The following is a 13446-nucleotide window of genomic DNA, read 5'->3' on the forward strand; positions in this document are numbered from 1 at the left end:
GCGGTAGGGTCAGAAAAACAAGGCGGTGCGGGTGACGATGCTGCCGGTGTTGGTGTACGGGGCGGTCGCGCGCACGGCGCCGGTGCTGGCGACGCCGTCGTCGAGCTTGCTGTCGAGCTGCTGGGCGAAGGAGTCGGGCAGGTTGTCGAAGCGCAAACCGTTGCCGCTGCGTCCGCCCACGGCGTCGTTGTAGATGTACACCGCGCCGCCCTGGGCGCTGGTCATGAAGTCGGTGCTGCCGTTGTAGGCGCCGGTAATGAAGCCGGACAAGGCCAGGTGCTGCGGCGCCGACAGGTATTCGGTGATCTGGCCGTCGCCATTGCCATTCGCTGTCGCGCCCGCCACATGGGTGGTGGCCAGCACGTCGTCGCCCGGCAGCGCGCGAAATTTATCCTGGTAGGCGTTCACCGCCGCCGACAGCGAATTCGATTGCTGGATGATGTTCTTGACCTTGGCGCTGTCGATCAGCCCCTGGCCCTTGAGCACGCCGCCAAGCAGCAAGCCGATGATCACCAGCACGATGGCGATTTCGACGAGGGTAAAGCCTTGTTGTCGTTGCATGGCATTCTCTCTGTGGTGGCGGCGCACTATTCATGCACATCTATTCCTGCACATTATTCTAGCCTATCAAGGATGGGCCTGGCGCTGGCGCGCCGAAATGTCGTGCAGGCGCCGTTCCAGCCACGCCAGTTCGCGCGGATCGCTGACCTGGCCGGTGGCCAGCATGGCGCCGATCAGCGCTTTGGCGCTGTCGTCCTCGCCCATGTCGTCGAGGATGAACAATTCCATCTGGCGCGCCCACGCGGGCAGCACGCCAGGCGTGGTGCGCGTGCGGATGGCGTGCGCATACTGGCGCGCCAGCGCCGCATCGTGCAGCCGGTGGCGCGCCACCAGCGCCGCATGCGCCAGCCACGGCCAGCGCCGGTCGGGGTCTTCGCCGAACCGGCGGTAGACAAAATCGAGCATGATGCGCATGCGCGCCGGGTCGGTGCTGGCGGCGTACACCTGGCTGGCGGCCAGCAAGGGCGCCTGCCCGCGCGGATCGAGGTCGACGATGCGCTCGAACCAGCTGCGCAAGGCCGTGTAATCGATGCTGTTGAGCGGTGTGCCGGCCGCGTCCTGGCCTTGCGCGTGCAGCGTCATGGCCTTGGCCAGCGCCACCGGTTCGCCCAGGCTGGCCAGGCGCAGCACATCGAGCGGTGGCGCCTGCGCCAGGCTCGACAAGGCGCGCTGGCGGGGCGCGCGCGTGGCCTGGTAGCTCAGCTGCAGCGCCAGCGCGCCAAGCAGCAGCAGCGTGACCGGCAGCGGCACGCGCGAGGCCATCACAGGTCCTTGCGGTAAAAGTCGAACAGCGCGGCGGCGCCCAGCAAGGTCACATAGATCGCGGTCTGCGCCAGCAGCGGCGCCACCTGGGCGCCGCCGTACACCAGCCATTCGCCGCGCGTGAACTGGTCGAGATGCGGCAGCACGGCCGACAGCGCGTCGATGGCGATGCGCGGCAGCGCCGCCGCCTCCTGCGCCATCGCCTGCAGGGCGCCGATGGCGCGCGCCAGCACATAGAAGGCCAGCGTGGCCGCCAGCGCCGCAAGCACCTGCCCGAACGTAAGTACGCACAGCAGCGCAAATGCGGCGACGATGCACAGCTCGCACCACAGCGACAGCGCCCACGCGGCGCACCAGGCGGGGGGCGCCAGCGTCAATGCCATCGCGCCGAACAGCAGCGCGGGCAGCAGCGCCACCAGCGCGAAGCCCGCCAGTTTGCCCAGCACATACGCCGCGCGCGGCAGCGCCAGCGCAAGCAGCAGTTCCTGGCCTTTGTCGCCCGTTTCGCGCACCACGCTGGTGGCGACAAAGCCGGCGACCAGCAACACGCAGCACACGCGCAGCAGCGCCGCCAGCAGGGCCGCTTGCAGCGCGCCGCTTTCGGTGAGCGCCAGCTGGCCCAGAAAGCCGCCCAGCGCCACCGTGCCGATCGCCAGCAGGCCCAGTACCCAGGCCAGGCGGTTGCGCAGCGCTTCGAGCAGGGTGCAAGTGGCGATGGTGAAAATGGGACCCGGCATGGACTAGCGCGGCAGCGTGCCGGCGGCAACCATGCGGTTGAACAGCACGTTTGGCGATAACCAGATCACCAGGTCGTCGTACTCGCCGCCCGGCGCGGTGGGGCTGTCGCTCGGGGTGCGCGCCACGAAAGCGATCCCGGCGCCGCTGGCGTTGGTGCGTTCGTCGACGTTGCTGGTGCTGTTGTCGAGACTGCGGATGCCGCTGTCGCCAAAGCCGCCGGCGCCGTTCTTCCCGTGCGAGACAATTACCGCCGGAATGTCGTTGATGGCGGTCGCCGCCACCAGGTTGCCACGCGCATCGCGCGTGCCGACGGTGATGTCGCGCGGGCTTTGCAGCGTGAACATGGCGCCGCTGTTGCTGTAGGCCGGCGCCACGCTGTAGTGGAATGCGCGCCCCCAGCCATCGAGCTTGGGCAGGCCGAGCGTGGCCCACGGCAGCACGCCCTGGCGCTTGGCGTCGCGGCAGGTGGCGCCGCTGCGGTCTTCCAGGCCGTTGACCGGCGAGATGGCGGGGCACGGCAGGTAGCCATTGCGCAGCGCGAAACCCATCAGCGCTTCGCGCGCTTCGTCCATGCTTTTCTGGGTGTCGCTGATCTTGCGCTGCTCCATCTGCACCGCCAGCGGCGTGAGCAAGCCGCCGATCATCAGGCCGGCGATGACCAGCACCACCGCCATTTCGACCAGGCTGAATCCTGCCTGCGATCGCTTCATGGCTGGTGCTCGCTGACAGTGCCGGCGTTGGCGTCGACGCTTTGTCCCGGCTTGACGCTCACTTTCCGGCCCGAGGGCAGCGTCACCGTCACGCGCGGCGCCTGCGCCGGCCCGCTCAAGCGGTTGCGCGCGCCATCCTGCGCCTCGTTGTTGACCCACACGGTGGACTTGCCGCCGCCGCGCCGCACGAAGCCGTTGACGGTCATCGGTTGCGGCGCGGGCGGCGCCGCCAGCACCGGGGGCGGCGGCGGCGGCGCCACCAGGCCGCGCGCGATGTCGAGCTGCTGGCGCTCGGCCGGCGTGGTGAACAGGCGCCCGATTTGGGCCTGGGCCTGGGCAGTCATGGCTGCGCCGAGCAGGATGCAGGCGCTGATCATCGATTTCATGGCGTTCCTTTGGCAAGCGTCAGGAACAGCAGCGTGCAGTTGGCGGTAAGGCGCGCCACGCCGACCGATTCGGCCGGTGCGTCGGTGCGTTTCATCTTACAGTCCTGGACCGTGAAGCGCCCGGCGCCGCGCAGGTCGTCGATGAAGTGGAACAGGTCGAGTTCATGCACCAGCCCCAGTTCGACGCGCATGCGGCTGCCGCGCAGCTGGTAGTCGCCCAGCGCCATCGGGCTTGCCAGCACCAGCGCCTGCTGCGGTTCGATCTCGTAACTGGCCGATATCAGCTTGCGGTTGCCCTGGATCGCCTTGATCGCTTCGATCCACGCCAGCCGGTTTTCGTCGCCGATCAAGCCCCCGGCCTGCAGTTCCACGAAGCGCGGCTGGTAGATGGCGATGTCCTGTTTTTCCGATTCGACGTTCTGGAAGCGGCTGGCGGCGGCGGCGCGCACCCGGGCCGCCTGCGCCAGTTCGCCCGCCTGCTGCGCAGCATGCCAGGAGGCGGCGCCCACCAGCAGTGCGGCGCCGAGCAGCACCCCGGCGCACAGCCTGGCCGGGGCGCCGATCAAGTCCAGTTCATCGCGCCAGCCCGGGGTGCTGGTGTCGGCCTGCTTGCCGCGCGCGGGCTTCGGCTTGGCCATCATGGTTTCCAGCTCACGTTGATGGCAAAGCGGGGCTTGGCGGAAGCGGCGTCGCCGCTGTCGGTCTTGCCGCTAAACTTGACGCTCTGGCGCACGTCGACCGGCGCTTCGACGATATGCACGGCCACGCCGGGGTTGGCCGCCATGTCGCGCGCGAACTGGTCTACGCTGTCGACGATGGCGCGGTAGTCCGATGGTCCGAATTCGACTTCGCCGTCGATGCGCAGCACCTGCGGCGGCGCCCCCGGCAGCCCGACCACGCTGGCGGCGATCGGTTCGGGGGCGCCGTCGCCCTGTTTGACGGCACCGGCGTCAAGCCCGGGCTGCGCAATTGGCGCTTGCGCCGCTTGCGGCGCTTGCTGCACTTGCCAGTCCAGCGCCAGCAGGCGGATCGCCGGTGCGCGTTCGAGCGAGCGGCTCACCAGCGTCACCAGCGGCGCGGGGGCGGGCGCTGTGGCGGCCAGCAGGCCGTCGAGCTGCACTGCGGCCTTCATGTTGGCGCTGCGCGCGGCCGTCGGCGGCAGGCTCGCCATGATGGCGCGGTAGCGCGCGTCCAGTTGCGCCGCCTCGGCCAGCAGGCGCGTTCCTTCCTGGTCGTCGCGTACGCCGCCCCACACGGCAGCCAGCAGCCACAGCGCGCCCACCAAGGCGATCGCGGCGCTGGCGCAGTTGAGCGCCAGGCGCGCGCGCCAGAGCTGGTAAAAACGGCCGGCGGCGCCAGGCGGGTACTGGCCCGGCGGCGCGTCGCGCCCCAACAGGCCCAGTAACAGCTGTTCGACCGTGTCCACGTCGGCCGTGTCCACGTCCCCGGCCAGCTTGAGGCGCGCGCAGGCGCTGTCGATGTCGACGAAGTGAAAGGCCAGTTCGTGGTCGTCCTCGCAGCGCTGTTCCAGGGCTTCCACGCGCGCCAGGGGCGCGAGCACCACCACGTGCAGCATCTGGCCTCGTCCCAGCAGGCGGGTGCTGGTCAGGAACTGCTGCATCTTGGCCGTCTCGGAGGCGGTCGCTTCGACCACGTCGTCGTGCGCGGCGAGCACCGTCAGGCGCGAAAACTTGAGGTGAGGACCCTGGAAATAGCTCTGGCGCAGGCCACCGCCTTGTTCGGCGATCAGCAGCAGGTGCTCCTGGGCGATGCCGATGCGCCGCACCAGCTGCGCCGCCAGGTGCGCCGCCGAATACAGCCCCGCCAGCGGGACTTTGTTCTGCTCCATCAGCGCCACCCACGGCTGCACCATGGCGGCGTTGGTCAGGGCCGAGAACAGGGTATGGTCGTCGCGCCGGCCTTCGCTGTCGCGGTCCTGGATCTCGGCGTGGCGGAACGGGGTGTCGCGGTAGGCGTGCGAGAGGCGCCGTTCGACCAGGCTGCGCCCGGCGCGGCCACGCACGTGCGGCAGCAGGCAGCGCGCGAAGTCTTCTTCGACCAGGTCGGCGACCAGGTAGGCGCGCGCCTGTTGCGCGCCATCGAGATGGCGCGCAAAGGCGTCCATGCCGTCACGGTCGGCGCCAAAGCAGGGGCCGGGCGTGAGCGTACCGGCGCGCCAGTCGAAGGTACACAGCCGGTCGTTCGTCACGTAGAATAATTGTTTAGGCAGCACACCCGTCCTTAGGTTTTCAACTGGCTCATGGTGTCGTAGATCGGTCCCAGCACGGACAGCATGATCCATCCGAGCAGCAGGCCAAGCGTGACCGTCATGGCCGGTTCGATCAGCGACTGCACGCGCTCGATCATTTCCTTCACTTCGCGATTATAGAAGTAGCTGACGTTGCGCAGCGCGCTCTCGAGCGAGCCGGTGGATTCGCCCACGCGCAGCATGCGCAGCACCAGCGGCGGAAAGATTCCGCTGTTCTGGAACGCCAGGGTCACGCTCTGGCCGTCCGAGATCAACTGCGCCGCGCGTTGCAGGCCGGCCGCCACCACGCGGTTGGCGACAATGCCTTCGGACAGGCGGATGCATTCGAGGATGGTGATGCCGGAGCCGTACATCAGCCCGAAAAAGGTGGCGAAGCGCGCCAGGATGATCTTGTGCAGCACGGGGCCGATCAGCGGCAGGCGCAGTTTGAGGGCGTCGGCCAGCATGCGCGCGCTGTCGCTGCGGCGCAGCCACGCGCGCCCGCCGAACCAGGCCAGCAGCGGCAGGGCCAGCAGCACGTACCAGTAATTGATGAAGACATTCGAGACCGCGATCAGCGCCCTGGTGTGGAACGGCAGTTCGCCACCCATGTTCTTGATGAAGGAGGTCAGTTGCGGCACCAGCACGATCATCAGGAAGAAGGTCACGGCCAGCACCACCACCGCCACCACGATCGGATAGGTGATGATTTTCTTGGTCTGGGCGGCCAGTTCATCCTGCCATTTCAGGCTTTCCGACAGGTTGCGGAAGACCTCGGCCAGCTTGCCGCTCGATTCGCCGGCGGTAATCAGGCTGGTGAAGGTGTTGTCGAACACTTCGTCGTGGTGGCGCAGCGCTTCCGATAAGGTCAGGCCGCCTTCGATCGACTCGATCAGGTCGGTGACGATTTCGCGAAAGCGCGGGTGGTCGAGCGAGTCGCGCAGGTCGCCCAGGCCTTCCAGGATCGGCACCCCGGCGGCGGTCAGCTGCTCCATGTGGAAGCAGAAGTTGATCAGGTCCGTGCGCCGCACCACGCGCTTGCCGAAAGCGACCGCCTTCTGGCCCGCCACGCGAAAGTCGATCAGGTCCAGATCCATGCGGCGCAGGCGCAGTTCCAGGTCGGCGCTGTTGGTCGCGTCCATGGCGCCGGGCACCATCTGGCCGGCCAGGTCCATTGCGCGGTAGGCGTACAGCGGCATCAGGCCAGCCTGTCGGTCAGGTCGACCACGCGCGCCACTTCGTCGAGCGAGGTGGCGCCCTCCAGCACGCGGCGCACGCCGTCGTCCACCAGCGAGCGGAAACCGGCGGCACGCGCCGTCGCTTTCAGTTCGCGCAGCGAGGCGCGGCGGGCGATGGCTTCGTCGATGTCGGCGTTCACCTTGAGCAGTTCCATGATCGCCATGCGGCCCTTGTAGCCCTGGTGGCCGCAGGCTTCGCAGCCCCCCGCCTGGCAGATGGTGGCCGGCGGGTCTTCCTGGCCCAGGCCAAGCAGGCGCCGTTCGGTCGCGTCCGCGATCGACCCGGTCTTGCATGACTGGCACAGGCGCCGCACCAGGCGCTGGGCGATGATGCCGATGATGTTCCCGGCCATGATGTCGGGCAGGATGCCGATGTCGAGCAGGCGCGAGACCGAGCCGATGGCCGAATTGGTGTGCAAGGTGGTGTACACCTGGTGCCCGGTCATGGCGGCCGAAAACGCCATCTCGGCGGTCTCCTTGTCGCGCACTTCGCCGACCAGGATGATGTCCGGGTCCTGCCGCATCATCGAGCGGATGCCTTCGGCAAAGCCCATCTTGGCCGATTCGTTGATCGAGGTCTGGCGGATCATGTTCATCGGGTACTCGACCGGGTCTTCCAAGGTCATGATGTTCACGCTCTCGGTGTTGATGTGGTTCAGGATCGAGTACAGGGTGGTGGTCTTGCCGCTGCCGGTCGGCCCGGTCACCAGGATCACGCCGTGCGGGCGCGCGATCATCAGTTTCAATAAATGCAGTTCGTCCTCGCCCAGTCCCAGCCCGTCCAGCGGCACCAGGCCTTTCTGGCGATCGAGCACGCGCAGCACAAAATTTTCGCCGTGCGTGGTCGGTTGCGCGGAGGCGCGAAAGTCGATCTGGCGGCCCGAAAACTTGATCGAGATGCGCCCGTCCTGCGGCGCGCGCGATTCGGCGATGTTCATGTTGCTCATCACCTTCAGGCGTACCGCCATCGCCGGCCAGTACGACTTGTGCAGGCTGCGGATCTGGCGCAGGATGCCGTCGATGCGGTAGCGGATGCGCAGGAAACTCTGCTCGGGCTCGAAGTGGATGTCGGAGGCGCCGTTCTGCACCGCGTCGGCCAGCAGCGCGTCCATCAGGCGCACCATCGGCTGGCTGTATTCGTCGGTGGTGGCGGCCATGGCGGCATAATTGACTTCGCCGGTTTCAATCTCCAGCAAGATGCCGTCGATCGAGAGCTCGAAGCCGTAGTACTGGTCGATGGCGCGCGTGATGTCCGATTCGTTGACCAGCATGGCCTCGATCGTGATGCCCTTGACCAGCATGGCGCTGATCTGGTCCAGCGCGACGATGTTGCTGGTGTCGGCCATCGCCAGGATCAGGTTGTCGGTAGCGCGCTCGTACACGATCGGGAAGACGCGGTAACGCTTGGCCACGTCTTTCGGGATCAGTTTCAAGGCGATGGCGTCGACCACCAGGCTGGTCAGGTCGGCGCTTTGCTGGTTCAGGTTTTCGGAGAGCGCTTCGCGCACCGTCGCTTCGGTGACGAAACCGAGCGTGATGAGCAGTTTGCCGAGCGGCTCGCTTGAGCGCTTTTGCTCGATCAGGGCGATGCGCAACTGGTCTTCGCTGATGACCCCTTTCTGGATCAGCAGTTTACCGAGGGGGAATTTTGCGTGTTCCGTCATGCGCTTATTGACCGCCCGCTTGCGCGCCCAGCTCGCGCGCGCGCGTGGCCGCCGCGTCGCGCTCGAAATTGACGGCGCCGCGCGGCGCCAGCTCCAGCGCGCGCTGGTAGTAGGTCAAGGCCAGCTTTCCCTGGTTCAGGCGGTCCAGCCCAATGGCCAGGTTGAAGGCGTAATCGGCATTGTTCGGATTGGCCGAATAGGCGCGGAAGTAGTGCTGCTGGGCTTCCGGCCAGCGGCCCTGGCGCGCGTACAGGTTACCGAGCGCGAACAGCAAGGGGCCGGATTCGGGATTGCGCTCGACCATGCGGCGCAGGCGCCCTTCGGACTGCCCGGGGTCGCCCTGGCGCACGCTGGACAGGCCGGCCAGCGCGTCGTTGTCGTTGGGGTCGAGATCGAGCAGGCGCGCGTAGATGCCGGCGGCTTGCTCGGCCTGCTTGTCGCGCGCGGCCAGCGCGGCCATGCCGAGCAGGGCGTCGCGGTTGTTCGGGTCTTGCCGCAGCACAGACTGGTAGCTCTGGCGCGCGGCCGGCAGGTCGCCGTTGTTGTAGGCCGTGAAGCCGTTCTGGAGCGAGGGATTGACTTGCTCCGGTTTGGCAACCCGGGCCACGCGGATGCCGCTCGTATCGGCCGCCGCCACGGTGCGGGCACTGGCGCTGCGAGGCAGGGGCGCGGGCGCGGGCGCTTGCGGCGGCGCCTGCTGTTGCAGCTGCGCCAGGCGCATTGCTTCATCCGGCGGCATCTGCTCGCGCGAGGAGGGCGCCGGCGTTGGCGCCGCATACGCCTGGACCGGCTGGGCCGCCGGCGCTTGCGCGCCGGCTTGGGCGGCAAGCACGGGCACGCCGGCCACGGCGGCGTCGGCAGCGCTTGCCAGCGGCTGGTTCTGGCCCGGCATCGGCACCATCGGCAAGCCGCGGCTGGAACCGGGGCCGTACACGGCGTGCCAGTAGATATAGCCGAACACGGCGGCAATCAGCACGGCGATGCTGCCGAGCACGGCGATGCGGATGGTGCGCGCGTCGATGCGCGCCGCCACGGCGCGCTTCTGGGCCTTGACCCTGGGCGGCGGTGGCGGCGGGGCGTTGCGCGAGCGGCGCGGCGGTTCGGCCTGCGGATCGGGCGTGGCCATGCGCGGCGCCTCGGGGGCGAAGTCGATGGCCGGCCCGGCGCGCGCGCCAGGCGACGCGCTAGCCGGCGCGCCAGGCGACGCGCCAGGCGACGCGCCAGGCGACGCGCTAGCCGGCGCGACGTCCAGCGGCGACAGGGTCAGCGGCTCGGCGGCCCTGGCGTCCTCCTGGGGCGAGAGCGCCAGCACCTCGTCGTAGGCTTCGGACGGCTTGGCCAGTTCCTCGTCCGGCACATGGTTTTGCTTGGCGCGCTCGGCTTTCTTGAGCGCCTGCATCAACAGGCTCATGTCAGTGTACCTTTACGCGCACGGGTTCGGAGTACGGCTCAGAGGCGGCGCCGGTGGTGTCCGGCAGCAGGTAACGGTAATCCTTGTAGTCGCCATTCACGCTGGCGTTCTTGACCACCACCGGACGGATGAAGATCACCAGTTCGGTCTTGCTGACCTTTTCGTTGCGGTACGAGAACAGCTTGCCGAAGAAGGGGACCTGGCCCGCGCCCGGCACCGCATCCTTGGCGTTGTCGACCGAGTCCTGCATCAGCCCGCCCAGCACCGAAATATCGCCGCTGTAGACCTTGAGGATCGATTCGATCTCGCGCGCCTGGATCACCGGCACCTGGCTGATGACTTTTTCCGCCGCCAGGACCGGGTTCGGGTCTTGCACCTGGCCGACGATGCGGGTGATGGTCGGGCGCACGTTGAGCGTGACTTCGTCGTTGTCGGCGATCTGCGGTGTCACGCTCATGACGAAGCCGACCGGCACCGTCTCGAGCTTCGATTCGTAGGTGGCCGGAGTGGTGACGTTGCCGTTAACGCCGATCACGGCGGGCGTGACCTTGATGGTGAAGAAGACGTTGTTGTCGACCACCTTCAACATCGCGGTCTGGTTGTTCAGCACGCTGATCTTGGGGCTGGACAAGACCTTGACCTTGCCGAACGATTCGAGCAACTGGATCGCGGCGCTGATATTGCCCAGCGCCGAGGCCGGATTGACGTAGTTCATGGTGAAGATGCCCGCCGAGGTGCCGAGCGCGACGTTCGACGGCAGCGCTGCGGTGCCGACCCTGCTCTGGTTGAGCGACAAGCCGGTCGTGCCGTCGCGCAGGCGGCTCCAGTTGATGCCTTGCTGATACTGGTCGGACAGTTGTACTTCGATGATGGTCGCTTCGATCAGCACCTGGCGCTTGGCGCTGCCGAGCACGATGTCGAGGAATTGCTGGATTTTTTCGTGCTGGCGCCCGCTGGCGCGCACGGCCAGTAAACCCGCTTCGGCGTTGACGATCACCGACGGCGCGTTGCGCTGGCGCTCGCTGGAGGAGGCGTTGAAGGCGGCCAGCACATTGTCGGGCACCGGCTGGGTTGCCTGCGCTTGTTGATTGGGCGCGAGCGGGGCCGCGCCTGGCGCCGCTTGCACCGCTGGCGGCGGCGCCGCCGAGATCGTGCTCGGCGCGTCGCCCAGCGTCGTCTCGCGCAGCATGTCGCGGATATTCTTTTCCAGGCTGCCCCAGAAGTTGTTTTCCGAGCGGTTGGTGACCGAGGTGGTCGAATTGTTGTTGCCCGATCCGGTATTGCCACCCGCCGCGCCGCCGCTGGTGCTGCCGTTGGCGTTGGTCAAGGTCGGGGAACTCGACCCGCCGCCGGCGGTCGAAATCTGGGTGGCGATATTGACGCTGCTGTTGGTGCTGCGCGCCATGTTCACATAATCGACCTTGTAATTACGCCACACCGGCGTGTCCGGCAGCACGGTCAGGGTGGCGCCGTCGATCTCGTAGCGCATGTCGACCTGGCGCGCGATGCGGGTCAGCAACTGCGGCAGGGTCTGGTCGAGCGCGTTCAGGGTGACCGTGCCCTCGATGCCGGGGTGGATATCGACGTTCAGGCGGGCGTCGCGCGCCAGCGCGAACAGCAGCGACTGCACCGGCACCTTGTGTACCGTCACGCTGTAGGTGTCGACCTTGGGCGTGGCTTTGGGCGGCGGCAGCGGCGCGCTGTGCAGCACCGGCTCGGGAATGCGGCCGGCGGCGCGCGGCATTTCCGTCACATGCGAGGGCGAACCGGTCATGGTGGGCGTGGCGCACGCGCTCAAGACGACGCAGGCAATGGCAGTGCCGGCGGTGCTCAGCGGAAAAACAGGTTTTTTCGGGGTCATTGGTGCGCTCTTGAGTGCCAAGGCACAATAATGGCGGAAAAGTAAGCGTGGGGCAATTGCCGCACGTCTAATGGAAGAAGATGCTGCGCCAAACAAGCCACGCCAGCAACGCTAGCGTGGTCATGCCGGCAATGGCCATTGCCAGCGTCTTGCCGGCCCCCCTGTTTGGGCTGGCAAAGGCGCAGTCGGCGCTCGCCGCCTTGGCGTGGCGCGCTTCGACCCGGTCGGACTCGTCGATGTAGGCCGCCATCAGGGCCTTGTCCGCCAACATGTTAATGCGGCGCACGATCCCTTGCGACACGCGCGCGATGTGCCGGGTGGCGGCGGCGCTGAACACGGCCGGGCCGTTGTAGCCGGCCGCATGCAGGCGGAATGCCAGGAAGTCGGCAATCACATCGGGCGGCATGGCCGGCACCACGAAGTGGTGGGTGATGCGTTCCTTGAACTGGCGCATGCTGGCCAGGTTCAGGTGCGCGTCAAGCTCGGGTTGTCCGAACAGCACGATTTGCAGCAGCTTGTGGCGCGCCGTTTCCAGGTTCGAAAACAGGCGCACCTCTTCCAGCGTTTCCAGGGGCATGGCCTGGGCTTCCTCGACCAGCAGCACCACCTGCTTGCCGGCGCTGTGGCGGGCGATCAGGTCCGCTTGCAGCATGCGCGTGACTTCGTCGATGCGCTTGCCGCTCACGTCGAGTTCGAGTTCGCCGGCGATGGCGTAGGCGACCTCGGTGTTTTTCAGGGTCGGATTGGCCAGGTAGATCACGTCTACGTGCTTCGGCAACTGGTTTTCCAGCATGCGGCACAGCATGGTCTTGCCGCTGCCGACTTCGCCGGTCACCTTGACGATGCCTTCGCCGTGCTCGACCGCGTAGAGCAGGGCGTCGAGGATCTCGCCGCGCGTGTTGCCCGCATAGAAGAAGGCCGGGTTGGGCGTGATGCCGAAAGGCGACTGGTGCAGGCCGAAATGGTGGTGATACATAAGTTGTTGATTCCGGGGATTCAATGCACGCATGCGAGGAAGGCCTGTTCCAGCGTGGCCGCGTCGTAGGCGGCGCGGCAGGCCGCCGGGGTGCCGATGAAGCGCAGCCGGCCGCCGTGCAGGATGGCCATGCGGTCGCACAGTTCCTCGATGTCGGCCAGCGCGTGCGAGCTGAAAAACACGGTGGCGCCCTGGGCGCGCACGTGTTGCAGGCGCTCTTTCAGGCAGGCGCGCGCTGTGGGGTCGAGGCCGCTCATGGGTTCGTCGAGCACGTAGGCTTGTTTGTTGGACAGGAAGCAGGCGGCCAGGCCGAGCTTTTGGGTCATGCCTTTCGATTGCTTGCGTGCCGGCATGGCGAGGGCGGCGTGGTCGAGCTCGAGCGCGTCGAGCATGGCGCGCGCCTCGGCGCCGTCGTAGCGCTTGCCGTTCAGTTTGGCCATATAGGCGAGGAATTCGGCGCCGCTGAGGTAGTAGGGCGGCATGAAGCGTTCGGGCAGGAAAGCCAGCGGACTGCGCGCGGAAGGTTCGCGGTGGCCGCGGCCGAAGATGTCGATGCTGCCGCTATCGACGCGCACGAAGTCGAACAGGCATTTGAGCAGGCTGGTTTTGCCGGCCCCGTTGACGCCGACCAGGCCCACGCTTTCGCCGGGCGCGATGTCGAGGTCGATACCGTCCAGCACCGGCGTGCCGGCGTAGCGTTTGACTAGCTGGCGAAAGCGCAGCGCGGGTGTGCTCATGTTGGCAATGTTGGTAATACGAGAAAAAGACGAGGCGTTGATTGCCGCGTTACCTCCGTGGGCCCCCCCCCCCCCGGGGGGGGGGGGGGGGGGGCGCCGGGCGGGGGGGGGCGGGGGGGCGGGTGTCGTGAGGGGGGACCACGGGGGGGCGGGG

Annotated in this window: 13 protein-coding genes; all 13 read right to left on the bottom strand. The window is 67.4% G+C overall.

Features of this window, described 5'->3' with window-relative positions:
- Window positions 1–9: 9 nt before the first annotated feature.
- Window positions 10–561 carry a prepilin-type N-terminal cleavage/methylation domain-containing protein gene (locus tag F1735_RS18770; protein WP_167238352.1) on the bottom strand — a complete coding sequence of 184 codons (552 nt, stop codon included), beginning with the start codon at window positions 559–561 and terminating at the stop codon, window positions 10–12.
- A 66-nt stretch (window positions 562–627) separates the two neighbouring features.
- Window positions 628–1323, bottom strand: a complete 696-nt coding sequence (locus tag F1735_RS18775) for a hypothetical protein (RefSeq protein WP_167238353.1) — start codon at window positions 1321–1323, stop codon at window positions 628–630.
- The gene (locus tag F1735_RS18780; RefSeq protein ID WP_167238354.1) at window positions 1323–2060 is read right to left on the bottom strand and encodes an ABC transporter permease; all 738 of its coding nucleotides are present in this window, start codon (window positions 2058–2060) and stop codon (window positions 1323–1325) included. Before F1735_RS18780 ends, F1735_RS18775 begins: the two co-directional genes overlap by 1 nt.
- A 3-nt stretch (window positions 2061–2063) precedes the next feature.
- Window positions 2064–2771 carry a type II secretion system protein gene (locus F1735_RS18785; protein ID WP_167238355.1) on the bottom strand — a complete coding sequence of 236 codons (708 nt, stop codon included), beginning with the start codon at window positions 2769–2771 and terminating at the stop codon, window positions 2064–2066.
- Window positions 2768–3157, bottom strand: a complete 390-nt coding sequence (locus F1735_RS18790) for a hypothetical protein (protein ID WP_167238356.1) — start codon at window positions 3155–3157, stop codon at window positions 2768–2770. Before F1735_RS18790 ends, F1735_RS18785 begins: the two co-directional genes overlap by 4 nt.
- Complete coding sequence (locus F1735_RS18795) at window positions 3154–3795, bottom strand: hypothetical protein (RefSeq protein WP_167238357.1); 642 nt, start codon at window positions 3793–3795, stop codon at window positions 3154–3156. Before F1735_RS18795 ends, F1735_RS18790 begins: the two co-directional genes overlap by 4 nt.
- A complete protein-coding gene (locus F1735_RS18800; protein ID WP_167238358.1) occupies window positions 3795–5390 on the bottom strand; it encodes a hypothetical protein in 1596 nt (531 codons plus the stop codon). Before F1735_RS18800 ends, F1735_RS18795 begins: the two co-directional genes overlap by 1 nt.
- Before the next feature lie 8 nt (window positions 5391–5398).
- Entirely contained in the window at window positions 5399–6604 is a 1206-nt protein-coding gene (locus F1735_RS18805) for a type II secretion system F family protein (RefSeq protein ID WP_167238359.1), read from the bottom strand.
- Complete coding sequence (locus F1735_RS18810) at window positions 6604–8307, bottom strand: GspE/PulE family protein (RefSeq protein ID WP_167238360.1); 1704 nt, start codon at window positions 8305–8307, stop codon at window positions 6604–6606. The genes F1735_RS18805 and F1735_RS18810 overlap by 1 nt, the downstream gene beginning before the upstream one ends.
- Window positions 8308–8311: 4 nt before the next feature.
- Window positions 8312–9718, bottom strand: coding sequence for a tetratricopeptide repeat protein (locus tag F1735_RS18815; protein WP_167238361.1), 1407 nt, complete (start codon window positions 9716–9718; stop codon window positions 8312–8314).
- Between the two features lies 1 nt (window position 9719).
- Window positions 9720–11579, bottom strand: a complete 1860-nt coding sequence (gene mshL, locus F1735_RS18820) for a pilus (MSHA type) biogenesis protein MshL (RefSeq protein WP_167238362.1) — start codon at window positions 11577–11579, stop codon at window positions 9720–9722.
- Between the two features lie 67 nt (window positions 11580–11646).
- Window positions 11647–12555, bottom strand: coding sequence for an ExeA family protein (locus F1735_RS18825; protein WP_167238363.1), 909 nt, complete (start codon window positions 12553–12555; stop codon window positions 11647–11649).
- 20 nt (window positions 12556–12575) lie between these two features.
- Window positions 12576–13292 (bottom strand): ABC transporter ATP-binding protein, encoded by a 717-nt coding sequence (locus F1735_RS18830; protein ID WP_167238364.1) that lies wholly within the window; start codon window positions 13290–13292, stop codon window positions 12576–12578.
- Window positions 13293–13446: the final 154 nt, after the last annotated feature.

Origin of the sequence: Massilia genomosp. 1 (assembly GCF_011682185.1) — a bacterium.
Lineage (GTDB): Bacteria > Pseudomonadota > Gammaproteobacteria > Burkholderiales > Burkholderiaceae_D > Telluria_A > Telluria_A rubra.